Origin of the sequence: Sphingomonas sp. CFBP9019, from assembly GCF_034045155.1 — a bacterium.
Lineage (GTDB): Bacteria > Pseudomonadota > Alphaproteobacteria > Sphingomonadales > Sphingomonadaceae > Sphingomonas > Sphingomonas aerolata.
This window is the reverse complement of sequence record NZ_JAXCWK010000005.1, coordinates 240,831-261,658: the sequence shown is the minus strand read 5'-3', so window position 1 is coordinate 261,658 and position 20,828 is coordinate 240,831. Positions and strand designations below refer to the sequence as shown.

The 20,828-nt window shown below is 68.2% G+C and carries 17 protein-coding genes, 1 tRNA gene and 1 pseudogene; 2 read left to right on the top strand and 17 right to left on the bottom strand.

The annotated features are described in order from the left end of the window. Positions 1-7 precede the first annotated feature (7 nt). The 8 genes from hisD to SOM18_RS16230 form a co-directional block, all read right to left on the bottom strand. Entirely contained in the window at positions 8-1,303 is a 1,296-nt protein-coding gene (gene hisD / locus SOM18_RS16265; RefSeq protein ID WP_031441075.1) for a histidinol dehydrogenase, read from the bottom strand. Continuing rightward, positions 1,300-1,965, bottom strand: coding sequence for an ATP phosphoribosyltransferase (gene hisG, locus SOM18_RS16260; protein ID WP_031441074.1), 666 nt, complete (start codon positions 1,963-1,965; stop codon positions 1,300-1,302). The genes hisD and hisG overlap by 4 nt, the downstream gene beginning before the upstream one ends. A 98-nt stretch (positions 1,966-2,063) precedes the next feature. Further along, complete coding sequence (locus tag SOM18_RS16255) at positions 2,064-2,543, bottom strand: RcnB family protein (RefSeq protein WP_031441073.1); 480 nt, start codon at positions 2,541-2,543, stop codon at positions 2,064-2,066. 221 nt (positions 2,544-2,764) lie between these two features. Continuing rightward, positions 2,765-3,640, bottom strand: coding sequence for an alpha/beta fold hydrolase (locus SOM18_RS16250; protein ID WP_031441072.1), 876 nt, complete (start codon positions 3,638-3,640; stop codon positions 2,765-2,767). Between the two features lie 147 nt (positions 3,641-3,787). Further along, on the bottom strand, positions 3,788-4,687 hold the full coding sequence (locus SOM18_RS16245; protein ID WP_320481983.1) for a pirin family protein: 900 nt from the start codon (positions 4,685-4,687) through the stop codon (positions 3,788-3,790). After that, the gene (locus SOM18_RS16240; protein ID WP_056408949.1) at positions 4,677-5,123 is read right to left on the bottom strand and encodes an NUDIX hydrolase; all 447 of its coding nucleotides are present in this window, start codon (positions 5,121-5,123) and stop codon (positions 4,677-4,679) included. Before SOM18_RS16240 ends, SOM18_RS16245 begins: the two co-directional genes overlap by 11 nt. A 142-nt stretch (positions 5,124-5,265) precedes the next feature. Further along, on the bottom strand, positions 5,266-5,973 hold the full coding sequence (locus tag SOM18_RS16235) for a glutathione S-transferase (protein ID WP_031441070.1): 708 nt from the start codon (positions 5,971-5,973) through the stop codon (positions 5,266-5,268). Continuing rightward, positions 5,973-6,260 (bottom strand): BolA family protein, encoded by a 288-nt coding sequence (locus tag SOM18_RS16230; protein ID WP_031396501.1) that lies wholly within the window; start codon positions 6,258-6,260, stop codon positions 5,973-5,975. The genes SOM18_RS16235 and SOM18_RS16230 overlap by 1 nt, the downstream gene beginning before the upstream one ends. A 122-nt stretch (positions 6,261-6,382) precedes the next feature. On the opposite strand from SOM18_RS16230, the gene SOM18_RS16225 reads away from it, so the two are divergent. Beyond that, positions 6,383-6,907: a J domain-containing protein gene (locus tag SOM18_RS16225; protein WP_081877806.1), complete on the top strand. Its 525-nt coding sequence runs from the start codon at positions 6,383-6,385 to the stop codon at positions 6,905-6,907. Between the two features lie 4 nt (positions 6,908-6,911). Here SOM18_RS16225 and SOM18_RS16220 read toward each other — a convergent pair whose 3' ends face one another. The 9 genes and pseudogenes from SOM18_RS16220 to SOM18_RS16180 all read right to left on the bottom strand — a co-directional run. Next, a complete protein-coding gene (locus tag SOM18_RS16220; protein ID WP_031441068.1) occupies positions 6,912-7,499 on the bottom strand; it encodes a DUF922 domain-containing protein in 588 nt (195 codons plus the stop codon). Continuing rightward, positions 7,492-8,175, bottom strand: a complete 684-nt coding sequence (locus SOM18_RS16215) for a Fe2+-dependent dioxygenase (RefSeq protein WP_320481982.1) — start codon at positions 8,173-8,175, stop codon at positions 7,492-7,494. The genes SOM18_RS16220 and SOM18_RS16215 overlap by 8 nt, the downstream gene beginning before the upstream one ends. Next, positions 8,169-8,915 (bottom strand): tetratricopeptide repeat protein, encoded by a 747-nt coding sequence (locus SOM18_RS16210; protein ID WP_042467318.1) that lies wholly within the window; start codon positions 8,913-8,915, stop codon positions 8,169-8,171. Before SOM18_RS16210 ends, SOM18_RS16215 begins: the two co-directional genes overlap by 7 nt. Before the next feature lie 8 nt (positions 8,916-8,923). Then, entirely contained in the window at positions 8,924-11,431 is a 2,508-nt protein-coding gene (locus tag SOM18_RS16205) for a TonB-dependent receptor (protein WP_320481981.1), read from the bottom strand. A 74-nt stretch (positions 11,432-11,505) separates the two neighbouring features. Then, positions 11,506-11,748, bottom strand: coding sequence for a ribbon-helix-helix domain-containing protein (locus SOM18_RS16200; RefSeq protein ID WP_031441063.1), 243 nt, complete (start codon positions 11,746-11,748; stop codon positions 11,506-11,508). Between the two features lie 22 nt (positions 11,749-11,770). After that, complete coding sequence (cobT, locus tag SOM18_RS16195; protein ID WP_031393923.1) at positions 11,771-13,594, bottom strand: cobaltochelatase subunit CobT; 1,824 nt, start codon at positions 13,592-13,594, stop codon at positions 11,771-11,773. Between the two features lie 4 nt (positions 13,595-13,598). Then, positions 13,599-14,603, bottom strand: a complete 1,005-nt coding sequence (gene cobS, locus SOM18_RS16190; RefSeq protein ID WP_031393922.1) for a cobaltochelatase subunit CobS — start codon at positions 14,601-14,603, stop codon at positions 13,599-13,601. A gap of 153 nt (positions 14,604-14,756) precedes the next feature. After that, positions 14,757-19,421: an NAD-glutamate dehydrogenase domain-containing protein gene (locus SOM18_RS16185; RefSeq protein WP_320481980.1), complete on the bottom strand. Its 4,665-nt coding sequence runs from the start codon at positions 19,419-19,421 to the stop codon at positions 14,757-14,759. Between the two features lie 292 nt (positions 19,422-19,713). Further along, a pseudogene (locus tag SOM18_RS16180) lies at positions 19,714-20,523 on the bottom strand (PAS domain-containing protein); the annotation flags it as partial. A 143-nt stretch (positions 20,524-20,666) separates the two neighbouring features. Between SOM18_RS16180 and SOM18_RS16175 the strand changes: the two are divergent. Beyond that, positions 20,667-20,742 (top strand) — tRNA-Thr (locus SOM18_RS16175). Positions 20,743-20,828 lie beyond the last annotated feature (86 nt).

The window sequence follows — 20,828 nt, the reverse complement described above, 5'->3', positions numbered from 1 at the left end:
ACAAAAATCAGTGGTTGAGGCGAAGCCGCAACGCCACCGATTTTGCGTGGGCCGGCAAACCCTCTGCATTGGCGAGCGCAACGGTGGCGGGGCCGAGTTCGCGCAGCGCGGCTTCGTCGAGCGCGAGGAAGCTGGTGCGCTTCATGAAGTCGAGCACCGACAAGCCGCTGGCGAACCGCGCGCGGCGGCCGGTCGGCAGGACGTGGTTCGGACCGGCGACGTAATCGCCGATCGCCTCGGGGGTGTAGCGGCCGAGGAACACCGAGCCCGCGTGACGGATGCGGTCGAAGAACCCTTGCGGGTCGGGGATGGCGAGCTGAAGATGCTCCGCGGCGAGCCGGTCGACCAGCGGGATCGCGTCCGCCAGCGTGTCGACGACGATGATCGCGCCGTTCGCATCCCAGGCGACGCGCGCGACCGCCTCGGTGGCGAGTTCGCTGAGCTGGCGATCGACCGCGTCGGCGACCTTGTCGGCGAACGCCGCGTCGTCGGTGAACAGGATCGACTGCGTCGTGGTGTCGTGCTCGGCCTGGCTGAGCAGATCGGCGGCGGTCCATTCGGGGTCGTTCAGCGCATCCGCGACGACGACGATTTCGGAGGGCCCTGCGACCATGTCGATGCCGACGACGCCGTAAACCTGGCGCTTGGCCTCCGCGACCCAGGCGTTGCCGGGGCCGGTGATGACGTCGACGGGCGCGACCCGGCCGGCGCCGTAAGCGAGCGCGGCGACGGCCTGCGCGCCACCGACGCGCCAGACCTCGTCGACGCCCGCGAGATGCGCGGCGGCGAGAACGAGCGGGTTGATCTGGCCATCCGGCGTCGGCGTGACCATGGCGAGACGGCCGACGCCTGCGACCTTGGCGGGGATCGCGTTCATCAGCAACGACGAGGGGTAGGCCGCACGGCCGCCGGGGACATAGATGCCCGCCGCGTCGACCGGCAGCCAGCGGGCGCCGAGCCGGACACCCGCCGAATCGACCGAGTCGCTGTCGAGCGGCCGCTGCTTCTCATGATAGGCGCGGATGCGCGTGGCGGCGAGTTCGAGCGCGGTGCGCAGCTCGGGCTCGAGCGCGTCGAATGCGGCCTTGCAATTGGCGGCGTCGATCTGCCAGCCGGTCGTCTCGAGGTCGTGGCGGTCGTGCTTCTGCGTCAGGTCGCGCAGCGCGGTCTCGCCGTCGCGGCGGACCGCGGCGATGATCGCGGCGACGTCCTGCGTGACGCCGGCGTCCGATTCGCGGCGATCCTCGACAAGCGCGGTGAAGCGGTCGGCGAAGTCGGCGTCGGTGGCGGAAAGGCGGATCATGCGGCCTGCTCCTGCTCGACGGCACGACGGAACGCCTCGACCAGCGGCACCACCCGAGCGCGCGTCTTCATCGCGGCGCGGTTGACGACCAGACGGCTGGTGACGTCCATGATCCGCTCGACCTCGACCAGGCCGTTTTCCTTGAGCGTGCGGCCCGACGAGACGAGGTCGACGATACGCGGCGCGAGGCCGAGCGTCGGGGCGAGCTCCATCGCGCCGTTCAGTTTCACGCATTCGGCCTGGACGCCGCGGGCGGCGAAATGCGCGGCGGTGACGTGCGGATATTTGGTCGCGACGCGGACATGGCTCCAGCCGCGCGGATCGTCCTTCGCCGCCATCTCGGTGGGCTCGGCGACCGACAGGCGGCAATGACCGATGCCGAGATCGACCGGGGCATAAAGTTCGGAATAGCCGAATTCGGCGATCACGTCCGAGCCGACGATGCCGAGCTGCGCCGCGCCGTGCGCAACGAACGTCGCGACATCGAACGCGCGGACACGGATCAGCGAGATGTCCGGGTCGTTGGTCGCGAAGCGGAGCGCGCGGCTGTCCTCGTCCGAAAACGCCGCTTCGGGATGGATGCCGGCGCGGGCGAGCAGCGGCAAAGCCTCGGCGAGGATACGTCCCTTGGGGACGGCGATGATGATCTGGGAGTCTGGCACGCGCCGGGCTTTACGATCGGGCTGGGGAGGGTGCAACCGGATCGCCCCGATCGCCACAACAATACGGCCCGGGATCGCTCCCGGGCCGTCGTGGCGCCTTAGTAGAAGAAGCCGTTGTTGACCTGTGCGACGCGACCGTTGCGCGTGTCGACCAGGACGACGTCGCGGCCATAGCGGACCCAGCGCTGATAGCCGAAGCCTGGGCGCGGCAGGCGATAGGTCTGGTAGTCGTTGATCCAGTAGTTGCGGCCATAATATTGCGGCGCGAACCGGTGGCCGACGTTGATCGGGCGATAACGATAGCCGCGCGGGCCGACATAGGCCGGACGACGATAGACGTTGGCGTGGCTGCGGCGATAGTCACGCCAGTCCTCGCGGCGCTCCTGACGGTCTTCGCGCAGCTCGCGGCGGGCATCGCGGACGTCGCCGCGGTCGCCGAAACGGCGCGCCTGCTGAAGTTCGCGCTGGCTCTGACGCACTTCACGGTCGCTGCGACGGACTTCGCCATAGCTCTGCGCGCTGGCAAACGTGGGGACCAAGGTTGCGGCGGCTACAGCCGCGAGGATGATCTTACGCATAATGCTCTCCTGTCTTCGACGCCGTATCAAACGGCATGACAGGGGATTTGCTCCCCGGCCGCTGAACGGTTTCAGAATGTGCTGGTCAGGATTCAGACAGGTGGCGGCTACGCCTTCCACCACTTTCGTCATCGTGACAAAAGTCAGGATCCAGGTTTACTGAAGACAGTCTCCTGCGACTCTGGATCCTGACTTTCGTCAGGAGGACGAGGAGTGGGCGGTCAGATCCCCCAGCGGCGCATCGCGGCGATCACTGCGTCGGGTTTTTCCCAGGGCACGAAATGCCCTGCATCGACCTTCTCGATCGTCAGTTCGGGGACATAGTCGGCGAGGTCGAGCTGGCTCGGCAGCAGCGCGGTGTCGCGCATGCCCCAGATCACTAGGACCGGCATCTTCATCGGCGGGAAGGGTGCGTCGAGAAAGGCGGGGCGGGGCGGTGTCTCGTCCATCGCGGGGACGACGATCGCGCTGGCGCGGTACCAGTTGAGCATCGCGGTCATCGCGCCGGGCTGTGACCATTCGTCGAGATAGGCGGCCTTGTCCTTGCCCGCGATCGCCTGCGTCACGTGATGCGCGAAAGTCGAGCCTAGGAACTTCTCGAGGCCCGCGCCGGTGAGGCCCTGGTCGATGCTCGTGTCGCGGAAGCGGCGGATATACTGGCTCGCCTTGCGCTGTTCGGGATCGTCGAAGATCGTCCGCTGGAAGACGAGCGGGTGGGGGGCGTTGACGATCACCAGCCGTTCGATGCGGTCGGGATGCTGGAGCGCGGCCATCCAGGCGACCGCGCCGCCCCAGTCATGCCCGACCAGCGTGAAGCGGTCGATCTTAAGCTGATCGGCGAGTGCGAGCAGATCGGCGACGATCTTGTCGGGGGTGTAATTGGCGACGCCCTCGGGCTTCGACGAGCGCGCATAGCCGCGCTGGTCGGGGGCGATGACATAATGGTCGCGCGCGAGGTCGGGGGCGATGTGGCGCCAGGTGCGGTGCGATTCGGGGAAGCCGTGGAGGAGGATGACGGGCGGGTTGGCGGGATCGCCGCTGATCGCGACGTCGAGGTCGACGCCGGTGGATAGTCGGAGGCTCTGCAGCTCGGTCATGTCTCTCTCCCGCATGGTGCCCCGGATCTGGTCGGGGGTCGATATGGTCTGCACCGATAAGGGGAGTGTGCGGTACCGCGCGGGGCGGGACAAGGGTCGGATCCATTTTGCGATCCTCCCCCTGGCGGGGGAGGATTTATCCGGGGGTCAGGGGTAGCTGACCGTCTTGGGTATCGCCGGGATCTCGATCCGTTCCTTCTCGTCGCCGGGGACCTTGGGGAAATTGCCCGCATTCCAATCGCGTTTCGCCTGTTCGATCCGGTCGCGGTTCGAGCTGACGAAGTTCCACCAGACGTGGCGCGGCGTTGTGAACGCATCGCCGCCGCACAGCATCGCCCGTCCGCCGGTCGCCGAGCGCAGCGTTGCCGCGATGCCGGGGCGCAGGACGTAGAGCACCTGCGGCTCGAGCGGCACGCCCTCCAGCGTCGCCTCGCCCATGGCGAGATAGACCGCGCGCTCCTCCGCGGCCGCGTCGATCGGCACGCTCGCGCCGGGATCGAGCGCGATGTCGGCGTAGATCGTGCCCGAATAGGTCGTGGTCGGCGCGTTCTGGCCCCAGAGACTCCCCATGATGATCCGCGAGCGGGCGCCATGCGCCTCGATCACCGGCAATTGCGCCTTGGTGACGTGTTCGAACGCGGGATCGATCTCCTCGACCGCCTCGGGCAGCGCCAGCCAGGTCTGGATACCCGACAGGTTCGGCCCGCCGGCGCGCTCGTCGCCGGGCGAGCGTTCGGAATGGACGATGCCGTGGCCCGCGGTCATCAGATTGACCGCGCCGGGCTCGATCCGTGCCTTCGTGCCGAGCGAGTCGCGGTGGTCGATCGCGCCGTCGAACAGATAGGTGACGGTCGACAGGTTGATGTGCGGGTGCGGGCGCACGTCGATGCCCGTACCGACCTCGAGATGCGCGGGGCCCATCTGGTCGAAGAACAGGAACGGGCCGACCATCGTCCGGTCCTTGTTCGGCAAGGTGCGGTGGACCTTGAAGCCGCCCAGATCATGCGTCGAGGGCAGGATGGTCTGGAGGACGAAATCATCCAGCATGGCGTGTCTCCGTGGCGTCGAGGAGTTCGACGAGGTCCGCTGGATAGAGGACTTCGTCATGCCCCGCGATGTCGTTTCGGGAAAACCAGCGGTGACCGACGAGCAGCTTGCGCTCCTGATCGGTGAGCCCGCCCGCCGCGACGTCGCACGTATCCACGTCGACGCGGAAATAGCGTTCGTCGGCGGTCACCTCGACGCCCTCGAAGGTGCGGAAGTCGACGACGCGACGCGCGACCTCGGGGCCGCAGTCCATGTCGAGCCCGACCTCTTCCCAAAGCTCGCGGCGGGCGGCGGCGGCATAGCTCTCGCCCGGATCTACCGCGCCACCCGGCGTGCACCAGAGCGGCGGGCGATCATCGGGCGTGAAGCGGAACATCAGCACGCGGTCCTGCGCGTCGACGAGCAGGATGCGCGCGGCGGGGCGCGGGGTTCTCACAGCCCGATGCACCTCCCCGGCGAAGGCCGGGGTCCAGTTGGAGAGGTCGATATGGCAACGGACCGCCCATCGTTATGCCTGTCCCCCAACTGGACCCCGGCCTTCGCCGGGGAGGTGTTGGATGTCGGGAAGCGACCAAGGCTCATGCGGCGTCGAGTTCGGGATAGTGGCGGAAGATGCCGTCGGTGTTGAACGCGATCCGCCGGTCGCTGTTCAGATAGGCCCTGATCGCGGGAATTTCGGCGACCTGGTCGCGGATGCGGATCAGGTTGGGATAGTCGGGTTCGAGCGTGCGCATCCGCTGCGGAAACATGTAACGAAGCCCCTCGACGATCTGGAACAGCGAGGTGTCGGCATAGGTCCAGCGATGGTCGATCAGCCATTCGCCCGGATTGGCCTGTGCCGCATCGTCGAAGTGACCGAGGAATTTTGGGAGCCGCTCGTCACGGAACTGCTTCGCGGCGCGCGCGGCCTCGGGCTTCTGGTCGGCGTAATAGTCCATCATCGCGACCGGGTGGTGGACGTTGTGGACCTCCGCGACGAGATCGGCGATCGTCAGCTGCAGCTGGTTGAGCCACAGCCGATCGGCCATGTTCGACGGCGCGAGGTCGTGGCGTTCGCCCAGATACATCAGGATGTTGGCGACCTGTGCGATCACCAGACCATTGAGTTCGAGATAGGGCGGGGCGAAGGGCGTGCGGCCGGTGCGGTCGTTCAGATCGGCCATCAGCGCCTCGGCGCCGCGATCGTGCGCCGCATCCGTATAGGGGATCTCGCCGCCCTCGAGCGCGAGCCGGACGAATTCGCCGCGGCCCTGAAGGCCGGGCCAGTACCAGAGCGTATAGGCCATCATGCCTCTCCAGGCGCGCGCGCCTTGATCGCGAGCGCGTGGATCTGCGTGCTGAGCAGTTCGGCGAGCGCGTGGTTCACGAGGCGCTGCCGGGCGACGCGGTTAAGCCCTTGGAACGCCGGTGCTTCCACCTCGACACGAAAATGCGTCTCGCCGGTGCCGTCGTCCCCCATATGTCCGGCATGCAGCGCGCTCTCGTTGACGACGGTCAGATGGGTCGGGGCGAGCGCGGCGGTGAGGCGCGCGGTGATCTGGTCCTGTACGGAGCCGGTGGCGAGGTCTGTCATCCGACCTATATAGCCCGTTTTGGATAGACGGGGAGCCGGTGACGCAAGACGCGAGAAAAGAGCGCAAGGACCGGCCCAGCCCCCGTTTCCACGGGCGCGTGGAGGGCAGCGGGCGTGTGTGCATGTGGCCGGGCTGTGCCGAACCCGGCGAATTCCGCGCGCCGCCGCTCGAGGGGCCGAGCGATGGCGGGCCGCCGCAATTCCGCTGGTTCTGCCTCGAGCATGTCCGCGCGTTCAACGCAGGCTATAATTATTTCGACGGGATGACCGCGGACGAGATCCACCATGCGCAGCGGCCGATGGCGGGATGGGAACGCGAGACGCGGGCCTTTGCGCATGGCGGCGGCGACACGCCGCCCAAATGGGCAGACTTTGCTGACCCAATCGACGCGATCGGCGCGCGGTTCGGCGAGCGGATGGCGGCTGCGCGCAAGGATGGTCGCGTGCTGTCCGATGGCGAGCGGCGGTCGCTGCGCGTGCTGGGGCTGGGGACCGACACCGACCGCACCGCGCTGCGCAAACGCTATAGCGAGCTGGTGCGGCGCTATCATCCCGATCGCAACGGCGGGGACCGGGCGCATGAATCGGAGTTGCAGAAGGTCATCGCCGCCTATCAGCATCTGAAGGGTGCCGCGGCGTTCGCCTGACGGGTCAGGAGGCGGGGAAGCTTGCCCCGTCCTTGGTGCCATGCTCCGTCTCGCGGTCATAGGCGATCTGATAGGCGTCGAGCCGGGCCAGCGCTGCCCGTGCGGCGGCGTCCGCGGTCCGGCAGGTCGCCCGCCTGATCGTGGCCAGGATGTCGCCGCGGTGGCGATAGGTGTAGCGGACATGCCCCGCTTCGTGCCGGGCGAGCGCCGCGACGTAGCGGTCCCAATCGGCGCGCTCGGCGGCGGTCAGCCGGGCGGTCGCGGCGAGTTGCGGCATGCGCACCGTTGCCTTGTATCGGATCGTCGTCGCCGCAAGATCGCAGCCGCCGTGTCTGGTTCGCGGCCAGGACCAGCGCAGGTCCCAGCTGCTCAGCGCATCGACCCGGCGGCCGTCATGCGCATCGGTCGGTCGGGCGGCGTCGATCGCCCGGCGGACCGCCATCGCATCGCCGCCATCGACCGGGTAATAGTCGATCGTCACGTCCGGTATTCCGGCAAACGCGGCGTTAGCCTGCGCGCTCGACTGGCTGGTGAGCCCCGCGATCGCGAGCAGCGCGACGAGGGGCCGGATCGGCAGGGCGTGGTCACGCATCGGCCCAGCGACGGAGCAGATTGTGATAGACGCCGGTCAGCCGGATCGTCGCCGGGTCGCCCATCCCTTGCGCCGCGGCGACCGCCTGCACGCCCTGGTCGAGATCGAACAGGATCCGGCGCGCGCCGTCGTCGCGGACCATCGACTGAAGCCAGAAGAACGACGCGGTCCGCACGCCGCGCGTCACCGGCGTCACCCGGTGCAGGCTGGAGGCGGGATAGACGACCATGTGCCCGACGGGCAGCTTGACCGATTGCGGCCCGAACTGATCCTCGATCACCAGTTCGCCGCCGTCATAGTCGGCGGGGTCCTCGAGAAAGAGCGTTGCCGACAGGTCGCTGCGGATCCGGAAATCGCTGCCGCGGCGGATACGGATCGCGGTGTCGACGTGCAGCCCGAAATCCTGCCCGCCGGCATAGCGGTTGAACAGCGGCGGGAAGACCTTCAGCGGCAGTGCGGCGGCGATGAACAGCGCCGACTGCCCCAGCGCGTCGAGGATCATGCCGCCGGCGTCCTTCGCCGCGGCCGACTCCTCGGGCAATTGCTCGTTGCGCTTGGCGAGCGCGCTTTGCACGCCCGAGGTCGCGTTGCCGTCGACCCACTCGGCCGCGTCGATCAACGTACGGACCCGCGCGACGCCGGCGGGATCGAGCACGTCTGGAATCGCGATCAGCACTGCGTGCCCTCCCGCAACGCCGCGACGCCGCGCGTGCGGAACGCCGCGATGTCGCTGGCCGCGAGAAACGCCTGCGCCTTCGTCACGAACGCGGCGTTGCCCCGCGCGCCGGCCTGTTCGAGCCAGCCGAGCGCGGCGTCGATCTCGCCCGCCGCACCGAGCATCCGCGCATGGTTGAAACAGCCGCGGAAATCGCCGCCCTCTGCCGCACTGGCATAGCAGGCCGCGGCACGCGCGAGGTCGCGGGGGCAGGCCCAGCCATCCTCGGCAAAGCTGCCGACGAAGTTGATCGCTTTCGCGCTTGCAAGCCCTGTGTTCATCGCGGCAACCTTCTCCAGCAGGGCGAGCGCGGCCGGCCTGTCCTCGGGCACGCCGTCACCCAGCGCCAGCAGCGTCGCGTAATTGTACATCGCCCAGTCGAGCCCGCGCGCAGCCGCGACCCGGTAGCATTCGGCCGCACGCGCCTTGTCGACCGGCGTGCCCCAGCCGAGATCGTAGCAGCGCCCGACCATGTTGAGCGCCATCACGTGATGCTGCGCCGCCGCCTTGACGAACCAGGCCAGGGCGGCAGCCGGATCGGCCGCGACGCCGGTCCCGTCGAGCAGCATCTGCCCGTAGACCGCCTGTGCCTCCGCCACGCCGGCGTCCGCCGCCTCGCGCACGAACGCCGCGCGGTCCTCCGGAGTGCCGGAGAGGCGCGCGGCGATGGCGTCGGGCGAAAGTGTGTCTAGCGCCGTCACGCTGGCCCTCAGAACCGCAGGTTGACCGTGCCGAACACCGTACGGCCCGCGGCGAGCGTGGCATAGTGGCTGGCATAGGTCTGCGAGAAATAGGTCTTGTTGGTCAGGTTCTGCGCGTTGACGCTGAGGTCGATCATGTCGGTCAGCTTGTAGCTGGCCCGCGCATCGAACCGCCAGTAACCGGGCGTGCTGCGGGTGAGGACCTTGGTCGCGGGGGTTACCGTGACGACGCCCGCCGCAGTCTGTCGCGCGGCGCGATTGTCGGCATAGCCGCCGATCTGTTCGTCCATGTACAGTGCCGTGCCACCGATCTGCAGCCGGCGCGTCACGTCGATATTGGTCGTCGCGGTGAAGCTGTTCTTCGCGGTCTGCGGTACCTGCTTGCCGGTGTTGACCGACACGACGCCGGTGGTCCGCGCAGGCTGGACGACGGTCGTCACCCCGTTCGCGGTGGTCGTGATCGCGGGGGCGGTCAGCGTCGTGAAGCCACCGTCGATGATCTTCGGATCGAGATGCGTGAACCCGCCGAACACCGTCCAGCCGGGGAGGATCGTCCCGCTGACGTTGAACTCGAACCCGCGGATCCGCGTCTCGCCGATGAACGATGCGGTGTTCGTGTCGTCGAGCACGCGCGCGTTGGAAATCTCCGTCTGGAACACCGCCGCGCCGATCTGCAGCTTCTCGGCGAACAGGCTCGCCTTGGCGCCGACCTCGTAGGACTTGGTCTTTTGCGGCTTCAACAGCCCGAGCACTGCGACGGTGATCGCGTTATCCTCGCGGCCTTCGCCGAGCAGGCTGTTCGGCGGCGTCGCGGCGGTCGCGTAGCTCGCATAGAGGCTGGTCTCGGGCGTCGGCTTGAAGACGAGCCCTGCCTGCCAGTTGAAGAGGTTGTCGACGCGCGTGAGCTTCGTCTGCGTTGCGCCCGGCAGCGTGATCGTCGATTCGAACCGGTCGTAACGCGCACCCAGGTTCAGGATCAGCGCCGGGATCAGCGTGATCGAATCGAACGCGTAGACCGCCTTGGTATTGGCGTCGTTCTGCGTTTCGGTGGACAGCGCGCCCCGTGCGATCGGAGTCTGCGTCGTCGACGTGTCGCTCGCGTAATTGACCCAGGGCGCATAGGGATCCGGATCGAACAGGCTGACGCAATAGGAGCGCGCGATCGTCGCCGTGTTGCAGCGTGGCGAGATCGTCGAGCCGTTCGCCGACACGAACGTGCCGCGCCGCGTCTTTTCCCATGAAAGCTCGGTGCCGAGCGAGAAGCTGTGCTCGATGCCGCCGGTATTGAATTTGCCGTACAGGTCGGTCTGGTCGACGATGCTCTCGCTATAGCCGTAGCGCGTGTTGCCGCGCGTCCAGACATAGCCGCCATTGGTCACGTTCGCGCCCGTATTGGTCGCGGTGGTGCCATAGACATTGCCCTGGCTGTCGTCGGGGAGGGTGAAGATGAAGCTTTGCGTGCTGTGCGTGTAGCGTGCGGTGTTGCGCAGCGTGATGCCGCCGAAATCATGCTCGACGCGGATCGTCGCCTGGTTGGTGTCGGCGTCGCGGAAGTCGCGCGCCGCCAGCCCGTAGAAGTTTTTCCGGGAGACAAAGCCGGTCTGGCCGCCCGCGGTCGTCACGGTCCCGAGCGCGGGCCGTGTCGTGACGCTGCCGGTGCCGGGGTGATTGTTGATCGTGTAGAGATAGGGGATGCCGCTGTCGGGCAGTTCGCTGCTTTCCATGTGATAGAAGCTCGCGGTCAGCCGGGTCGGCGTGCCGAGCCCGATCGCGACGGAGGGCGCCACGCCCCAGCGCTTCTGCCAGATCGCATCGCGGCCCGCGACGTCCTGGTCGTGCCACATGCCCTGGATCCGGAACGCCGCGGTGTCGGAGATCTTGAGGTTCACGTCGCCGGTGACCCGCTTATAGTCCGCCTCGCCATAGCTGCCGCTGAGCGATCCGAACGTGTCGAGCACGGGCAGCCGTGACAGAATGTTGATCGTGCCGCCCGCCGAGCCGCGGCCGCCGAGCGTCGAATCGGACCCGCGGACGATCTGGACCGATTCGACCGCGAACACCTCGCGCGTCTGCGAGGCGAGGTCGCGGACACCGTCGACGAAGATGCTGCCCTGGCTGTCGAACCCGCGGATGAAGGGGCGGTCGCCGATCGGATTGCCGCCCTCCGCGGCGCCGAAGGTGATGCCGGGCACGGTGCGCAGCGCATCCGCGAGGCTGTTCGATCCAGTCTGCTCGATCACCTCCTTGGGCAGGACGATGACCGAGCGCGGGGTATCGACCAGCGGCGCGACCTGTTTCGGGCCGGCATCGCGTTCGCGGTGGCCGTTGACCAGGATCTCGTCACGGTGCTGCACGTCGGCCGTGTCCGTCGGGGTGGCCTTGGGCGTCGCCGTCGTCCGGTCGGCATCGGCGGCGAGCGCCGGCGCGGTCGTGAAGGCACCGATGCAGGACAGGGCCAGGAAGGCGGGCATCGTGGCAGGACGCGGCGCGACGCCCCGCGGCGAAACAGTCGACATAGTGAAACCCCTTTTGCTCTTGGAGTATCGCTATTGAGAGTCGTTCGCACTGTCAATGCTAATGCGACTGGTTCTCAAGTCGACGAGGCGAACAGCCAGCTCCGCAAGGCGCTGGCGAGGTTCGGGGGTGCGTCCGCGACGATGCGCAGCGCGTCGATCTCTGCGACCAGCGCGGACAAGGGCAGGCCGAGCCGAACCGCCTCCCGCTCGAGCGCCTGCCAGAAGATCGGTTCGAGGCTGATCGACGTCTGGTGACCGGCGATCGTGATCGACCGCTTCACGGGGCCTGCAAACCCGCCGCGCGGGGGGGCGATCACGCGCGCGGTGGCCGAATGGCCGTCACTCGGTGTCGAAGAGCGATGCGAGCTGTTCGATGATCGTCCCGCCGAGCTGTTCGACGTCCATGATCGTCACCGCGCGCGCATAATAGCGCGTCACGTCGTGGCCGATGCCGATCGCGACGAGCTCGACCGGCGACCTGGTCTCGATCCAGCCGATCACCTGACGCAGATGGCGTTCGAGATAGGATCCCGAATTCACGCTGAGCGTCGAATCGTCGACCGGCGCACCGTCGCTGATCACCATCAGGATGCGGCGTTCCTCGGGCCGCGCGACGAGCCGGGCATGCGCCCACATCAGCGCCTCGCCGTCGATATTCTCCTTCAGCAACCCCTCGCGCATCATCAGCCCGAGCGAGTTGCGTGCGCGCCGCCATGGCTCGTCGGCACGCTTGTAGACGATGTGACGGATGTCGTTGAGCCGGCCAGGCTGGGGCGGGCGGCCGGCGGCGAGCCACGTCTCACGCGACTGGCCGCCCTTCCAGGCGCGCGTGGTGAAGCCGAGGATCTCGGTCTTCACGCCGCAGCGTTCGAGCGTACGCGCGAGGATGTCCGCGCTGATCGCCGCGATCGAGATCGGACGTCCGCGCATCGACCCCGAATTGTCGATCAGCAACGTGACGACGGTGTCGCGGAAATCGGTCTCGCGCTCGGCCTTGTAGCTGAGCGACAGCGTCGGGTTGACGATGACGCGGGCGAGCCGCGCAGCGTCGAGAATGCCCTCCTCCTGGTCGAAATCCCACGAGCGCGACTGCTGCGCCATCAGCCGGCGCTGCAGCCGGTTGGCGAGCTTCGACACGGCGGACTGGAGATGGACAAGCTGCTGGTCGAGATAGCCGCGCAGTCGTGCCAGTTCCTCGGCATCGCACAGCTCGGTCGCGGCGATCACCTCGTCGAACTGCGTCGTCCATGGCTTGTAGTCGAACGCAGTGCCCATGTCCGCCATCGGGCGGTTAGGGCGGACGGGCTGCATGCCCTCCTCGCCGTCATCGCCGGGCTCGCCGTCGATGTCGTCCATCGACTCGTCACTCTGCTCCTGGCCGTCGCTTTCCTCGTTCTGCTGCTCGGACTGTTCGCCGCGCGCCTCGACTTCGCCCTGGCCGTCCTCGCCCTGGTCGTCGCCTTCGTCGCCCTCGTCCTGCTGCTGCTCGTCGGTGCCCTCATCCTCGGAGCCGCCCTCTTCGCTCTCCTCGGGGACCTGGTCCGCCTGGACGAGCTCGAGCTCGGCGAGCATCTTGCGCGCCAGGCCCTGGAACGTCTTCTGGTCGTCGATCGCATAGGCCAGCGCGTCGAGATCGGTCTTCTGCTCGATCCACTCACGCACCAGCGCGAGACCGGGTGCAGCAACCGCGGGCGATTCCTGCCCGGTGAGCCGCTCGCGCACCATCAGCCCGAGCGCGGTCGACAACGGCACCTCGTCGCGGTTGCGCGCGCGCGTGATCGGGTCGGCGCGCAGCCGGACGTCGAGCGCCATGGCGAGGTTGTCGCTGATCCCGGCATAGCCGCGCGACCCCAGCGCCTCGACGCGCGCGGTCTCGACCGCGTCGAACACCGCACGCGCGACCGCCTCGACCGGCGCGGCACGGTTGTGCAGCGCGATGTCGTGATGCTTCAGCTGGAGCGCGAATCCATCGGCGAACCCGCGCGCTTCCGCGACCTGTTCGGGCGGCAGCGCGCGCGCGGGCATCGGCACCTTGATGTGCTTGCCCGACTGCGCCGGCGCGTCCGCGGTGAAGGCGAGCTCGACCTCAGGCTCCTCCGCGATCGCACGCGCGGTGCCGGCGAGAACCGCCTTGAACCGGTCGAGGGGCGTTTCGTTCGCCAAGGCCTCAGGCCTTGCCCATCACGCTCTCGGGCAGGTCCTTGCCGAACACGCGCTGGTAATATTCCGCGACCAGCGACCGCTCTGCTTCGTCGCACTTGTTGAGGAACGACAGGCGGAACGCGAAGCCGACGTCACCGAAGATCAGCGCGTTCTGCGCCCAGGTGATCACGGTACGCGGGCTCATCACGGTCGAGATGTCGCCGTTGACGAAGCCCTTGCGGGTCATGTCGGCGACGCGGACCATGTTCTCGACGACCTTCTTGCCGTCGGGCTTGTCATATTCACCCGATTTCGCGAGCACGATCTGCGCCTCGACCTTGGCGGGGAGGTAGTTGAGCGTGACGACGATGTTCCAGCGGTCCATCTGACCCTGGTTGATCTGCTGCGTGCCGTGATACAGCCCGCTGGTGTCGCCGAGGCCGACCGTGTTGGCGGTCGCGAACAGGCGGAACCAGGGGTTCGGGCGGATCACGCGGTTCTGGTCGAGCAGCGTCAGCTTGCCCTCGGTCTCGAGCACGCGCTGGATCACGAACATCACGTCGGGACGCCCTGCGTCATATTCGTCGAACACGAGCGCGGTCGGGGTCTGCAGCGCCCAGGGGAGCAGGCCTTCGCGGAACTCGGTGATCTGCTGGCCGTCCTTCAGGACGATCGCGTCGCGGCCGATCAGGTCGATGCGGCTGATATGCGCATCGAGATTGATGCGGATGCACGGCCATTTCAGGCGTGCCGCGACCTGTTCGATATGGGTCGACTTGCCGGTGCCGTGATAGCCCTGGACCATCACGCGGCGGTTGTGCGCAAAGCCCGCGAGGACCGCGAGCGTGGTGTCCGCGTCGAAGACATAGGCGGGGTCGAGATCGGGGACGCGCTCGTCCGCCTCGGAGAAGGCGGGCACCTCCATGTCGGAATCGATCCCGAACATCTCGCGCACCTTCACCATGCGGTCGGGGGCGTCGAGAATCGTCGTCTCGCGGCTGTCGGGTTGGGTATTGGGGATATCGGTCATGCTGGCCTCGTGTTCCCGGTAGCTCTAGGCCAAGCGCGGGTGAATACTCAACCGCGACGTACGCGATTGTCGGGAAGACATCATCGAACCGCCGGACGCGCGATGGGTTCCCGCCCCGCCGGGAATGTGGCGGGGCAGGGCTTCGGTTTGCGCCTATCGGCCGAGCAGGACGCGCGCCTGGCTGGCGATCTGCGCGAGCATCGCGGCGTTCGGGACGGCGGCGTGGCGTGCGCGGTCGATCACCGCCTTGAACTGCGCGACGCGGGTGGCATTGCTCGCCAGCCACGTGTCGACCGCGCCTTGCGGATCCTTGGCTCCGCACCGTGCGAGGAACTCCAGCCGCAACTGCTGGAAATCGCGGGCAAGTCCGGCGATCAACAGGCGTTCCCAGGGATCCGACGGCGTGATCCGCGCGGCATTGGCCTGTGCCCAGTCGAGCCCGAGCGCCTGTCCCAGATGCGTGAAGGCGCGGGTCAGCACCGCCTCGTCGAGCGCAAGGCGCTCGCCGAGATCGGCAAGCCCGACCGCACCGTCGAGCTCGAACAGCCGGACCACCTTGATCGCGAGGTCGTGCGGGGCACCCGCGGTTTCGAGCTGCGCGGCGATGCGGTCGCTCTGCGCGCTCGCCTCCTCGAGCAGCAGCGCCTTGGTCTGGCCATCGAGATGCGTGATCCCCTTGGCGAGCCGCGCGAGCACGGCACCCGGCATCGTGCCGGGCGCGGACACGCGCAGCAGATCCGCGATCTGCGACCGCGTCGCCACCGCCACTTCGTCGAACAGCGCGATGCGTGCGGCTTCGGGCATCGGTCGTGATTCGATGTCCGCCCAGAGCGAGGGCAGGTCGAACAGCCGTTCGGCGACGACGAACATCGCCGCGATATCGCCCATCGCCGCGCCTTCCTCCTCGGCCAGCTCGAACGGGTGGAGCACGCCGAGCCGGTTGACGATGCGGTTGGCAAGCTTGGTCGCGACGATCTGGCCGCGCAGCCGGTGGTCGTCGATCGCCTGCGCGAAATGCTCGCGCATCGCGGCCGGGAAGGCGGCGTGAAGATCGGGCTTGAGCGCGGGGTCGTCGCCGAGCCCGGCGTGCTCGATCGAATCCTGCAGCGCGAGCTTCGCGGTGGCGAGCAGCACGGCGAGTTCCGGTCGCGTCAGGCCATGGCCGTCGAGCCCGCGGCGAAGCAGGTCGTCATTGGCGGCCAGCCCCTCGACCGCGCGATCGAGCCGTCCGCTGCCCTCGAAGATCTCGATGACGCGGACATAGCTGGGCATCGAGCCCGGCCCGCCGCCGCCGCCGGTCGCACCGCCAAGACCGCCGGGTCCCGCCAGCGCGCCCGCGCCTTCGGCGATCGACAGCGCGAGCGTCTGGAGCCGGTTGTCCTCGAGCACGAGATGCGCGACGTCGTCGGTCATGCTGGCGAGCAGCGCGTTGCGGTCCTCATAGCCCAGGCGCCCCTCGATCATCTCGCGGTTGAGCGCGATCTTGATGTTGACCTCGTTATCCGAGCAGTCGACGCCCGCCGAATTGTCGATGAAGTCGGTGTTGATCCGCCCGCCGCGCTCGGAAAACGCGATGCGCGCGGCCTGCGTGACACCGAGATTGGCGCCTTCACCGATCGCGGTGACGCGCAGATCCTCGGCGTTCACGCGAAGCCGGTCGTTGGCGGGATCGCCGACCTGGACGTTGTTCTCGGATGCCGCCTTCACATAGGTGCCGATGCCACCGAACCAGAGCAGGTCCGCGGGCGCCTTCAGGATCGCGGAGATCAGCGCGCCGGGTTCGATCTCGTCGACCGCGATGCCGAGCACGGCCTGCGCCTCGGGCGAGAGACGGATGACCTTGGCGGTGCGCGGATAGACGCCGCCGCCTTCGGAGATCAGCGCGGTGTCGTAATCCGCCCAGCTCGACCGGGGGAGGGCGAACATGCGCGCGCGCTCGTCCCAGCTTGCGGCGGGATCGGGGTTCGGATCGATGAAGATGTGGCGATGGTCGAACGCCGCGACGATCTTGAGCGACTTCGACAGCAGCATGCCGTTGCCGAACACGTCGCCCGACATGTCGCCGCAGCCGACGACGGTGATCGAATCGCTCTGCACGTCGATGCCGCGCTCGGCGAAGTGACGCTGGACCGAGACCCAGGCGCCCTTGGCGGTGATGCCCATAGCCTTGTGATCATAGCCGACCGAGCCGCCGCTCGCGAACGCGTCGCCCAGCCAGAAGTCACGCTCGAGCGCGAGCGCGTTGGCGACGTCGCTGAACGTCGCGGTGCCCTTGTCCGCGGCGACGACGAAATAGGGATCCTCGCCGTCGAGGATCGCGACGCCCGCCGGATGGACGACCTTGCCCTCGACGATGTTGTCGGTGATCGACAGCAGCGTGCGGATGAAGATCCGGTAGCTCTCGGTCCCTTCCGCCAGCCACGCGTCGCGGTTGGACGGGGCGGGGAGCTGTTTGGGATAAAAGCCGCCCTTCGCGCCGGTCGGCACGATCACCGCGTTCTTGACGCGCTGCGCCTTCATCAGCCCGAGAATCTCGGTGCGGAAATCGTCGCGGCGGTCGGACCAGCGCAGGCCACCGCGCGCGACCGGGCCGGCGCGCAGATGGATGCCCTCGATCCGCGGGCTGTACACCCAGATCTCGCGCCATGGCACGGGCGCGGGGAGGCCGGGGATCAGGTGGCTGTCGAGCTTGAACGCGAGCGCTTCGGCCGCGGCGGGCGTGAAGGCGTTGGTGCGCAGCGTCGCGCCGACCAGGCTGTGATAGGCGCGCAGGATGCGGTCGTCGTCGATCGCGGTCACCGCGTCGAGCCCGGCCTCGATCGTCGCGTCGGCATCGGCGGGATGCCCGGCATCGGCCGGATCATGCGCGGCGGCGAAGCGCGCGATCAGCGCGGTCGCGACTCTCGGCGCGCGGCGCAGCGCGTCGACCACCGTCGTCAGGCCGTAGGGCAGCCCCGCCTGGCGCAGATAGCGGAACCAGGCGCGGAACAGCACGACCGCCTGCGGGCTCATCCCGACCTCGACGATCAGCCGGTTGAACGCGTCGTTCTCCGCCGCGCCTTCGAGCACCGCGGCGATCGCGCGCTCGAGCGTCGCGGCGTCGGCCTGCGCGACCGCATCGTTCGCCTCGAGCACGAAGTCGTGCACGAAGGGATCGCTGTCCTCCTGCAGCCGGGTCGGCAATTCGCCGATCACGCGGAAACCGAAATTCTCGAGCACCGGCACGGCATCGGACAGCGGCAGCGCGCCGCCCAGCTTGTAGATCTTGAGCTGGCGGTCTTCGCCGGGCGCGCTGGAGATCAGGCGCACCCCGCGCGACCCCGGCCCGTCGAGCGCGGCGAGCCGCTGGATGTCCTCGGCCGCTTCGGCGGGGCTGCTGAGGTTGCGATAGTTTTGCGGGAAGGCGGCGGCCCAGCGCAGCGCGAGGCGGGCGGCGCGCGGCGAGGGCAAGGTCTCGACCAGCGCGGCCTCGACGTCGGACACCCAGCCGCGGACCATCCGCTGCAGCCTGAGCGCGAGCGGCGCGACGTCGGGCACGCGGCCTTCGCCGCGCAGGTCGAGCGTGTAGCGCAGCATCGCGGTCTCGCCGTCCTCGAGCGCGATCGACCAGTTCAGCACGGTGGCATTCGCGGCCTCGGCGAGCATCTCGCCGATCGCGGCGCGGCGGCCGGTCGTGACGTCGTCGCGCGGCAGCCAGACGAAGCCGAACAGATGGCGGCCGAGCGGCGATGCGACCAGCACCAGCGCGGGACGCGGCCGGTCGGCCAGGCTCATCGCGGTCAGTGCGAGTTCCTCGAGCGCGTCGGGCGCGAACGCGATCACCAGATCATGGGGCAGGGCGGTGAATGCGTGGGTCAGCGCCTTGCCCGCATGGCCGCGCGGATCGAAGCCGAATTTCGCCTTCATCGCGGCGAGCCGCGTGCGCAGGATCGGCACGTCGCGCGGCATCGTCGCCAGCGCCGCGCTGGTCCACAGACCGCTGTAGATCGACAGTCCCGCGATCGTCTCGCCCTCGATCACCGGGACCACGACCAGATCGAGCGGGACGGCGCGGTGGACGGTCGAGATCAGGTTCGACTTCAGCAGCAGGGGGGCGAGATTGCCCGCCTCGAACCACTGGATCGCGAGCGCGCGTGAGGCCTCCGCCAGGATCGGCACGGCATGCGGATTGCGCGCGATGCCGAGCGCGGCGCCGCCGCTGCCGTCGCGGTGCCAGACCTGATGCCCGAGCAACGTCAGATGCCCGTCGAGGAACCAGCGCAGCAGCGCGGCGCCTTCCGCATCGGGGCCATCGCTGTGGAGCAGCGCGATATCGGTCGCCATCGCGCCCTGCATCGCGCGCCAGTCCTTCACCGCCGCGCGCACATCGGCGAGCACGCCGGTCAGTTCCTCGATCAGCCCGCGCCGATCGCGGGCATCCGCGCGCTCCATCTCGAGATAGATCATCGATTCGGCGGGGCCGGTGTCGCCGATCGCCTGGAGCACGCCGTCGGGGCTGCGCGTCGTGTGAACGACCGGGTGGATGATGCGATCGATCGCGATGTCCTGCGCGGCGATCGCGGCGGAAATCGAATCGACCAGGAACGGCATGTCGTCGTTGACGATCGCCAGCCGCATGCGGCGGCGCGTGTCGTCGGCGCTGATCGGTTCGAGCGCGATGGCGGGCGCGCCATCGTCGCGGCGAAGCGCCGTGGCGACGACGAAAGCCGCGGCGTGCGCCGCCTCCGTCGTGCCGAAGTCCTTGAGTTCGCCCGGAAGCGCGCGTTCAGTCAACCGGGCGGCCAGCGCGTCGGTCAGCGTCGTGGAAAGATCAGCCATGACCGCGCCTATGCGCCGGGTAGCATACGACCTCAAGGCTTGTGGCAGGTGCGAACACCGCTGTTGCGGTGCAGCATTCGGATGCGCGACGGCGCGGCGCGAACACGGTTTTCGCCTACCCGATCGCGGCCATCGCCTGCGCGGTGAGGGCCGCGTCGTCGGTGATCGTGCCGATGATGTCGAGCCCGCCATCCACCCCCGCGCGGGCGACGAGCAGGACGATCGCGCCGGGCTCCGCATCGGTCCGGAGCACGACATGCGCCAGCGTGTCGGGTGTCGGGCCATCGGTCGGGCCGGTCGCCGCTATGGGGTCGGCGAATTCGGCACTCGGCCCGTCGGCCCAGATCGGCGCGCCCGGCGAGGTGGCGGGCGCGTGCCCGGTCGAGGCCAGCGACGCGCCGAGCCCCGGCATCATCGGCGCGTGGCGGGCATAGGCGGTGAGCCCGGACGCGGACGGCACCGGCGCCGCGCGAACCGCCGCCTCGAGCTCGGCGGCGAGCGTGGCCTGCATCCGGTCGTCGGCGAGTTCCTTCCAGTTGATCACGCCATACAGGAAATCGATGCCCGCGTCGCTCGACGAGAATGGCATGAGGATGCCGCGGTACAGCGTCGTCCGCCCGCGGCTGTTGACGAATTCGGCCTCGAACCCGATCGGCGCGCGATTCGCGATGATCTGCAGATAATGATCGGTCAGCCGCGACAGCAGCGACCGGCTGGGCACGTCGGCGATCGACGTGATCGGCCCGACCAGTCCGCATTCCTCGCGCAGCTTGGCGCCGAGATAGGCGATTCGCGGATCGTCGATCGTCATCACCGCTGCGGCATCCCGATCCGCACCCGTGCCCGGATCGGTGCGGAAGTCGAGCAGCACGCTGTGCGGGCCGAAATCGGCGATCGAGCCGGGATCGAGGTCCGCGATCGTCGGATAGGGGCGTCCCCTCAGCAGTGACACCCAGTGGTTATAGGCGCGGACATGCATCCGGCGTTCGTCCCCGCCCAGATCGAACATCACGTCGTTGACGCCCGCGTCGGTCGCCCCGCCGGGAAGCCCCGTGCCGGCCTCGTCGATCTCGCCGTATTCGCCGTCCGGCTCGCGTCGCATGCCCATACCGAAAACTTCCCCGTTCACTTACGGCTGCTTGTGCACGCTGCTTGGTAAACGGCACGTAAATGCGGGTTAGCGCTTGTCACGGCAAATTTCCCCTGTTAAGCGCCGCCCCCTCGACCGGAGATATCCGTCATCGGGCCGCTTTAGCTCAGCTGGTAGAGCATCGCATTCGTAATGCGGGGGTCACAGGTTCGAGTCCTGTAAGCGGCACCATACTACAGAAGCGCGGTTGAGCAGGGCGAATTTCAAGATTTGCTCGCGTTGCGCGCTGACTCGTAGGATAATGTTGCTCAGATGTT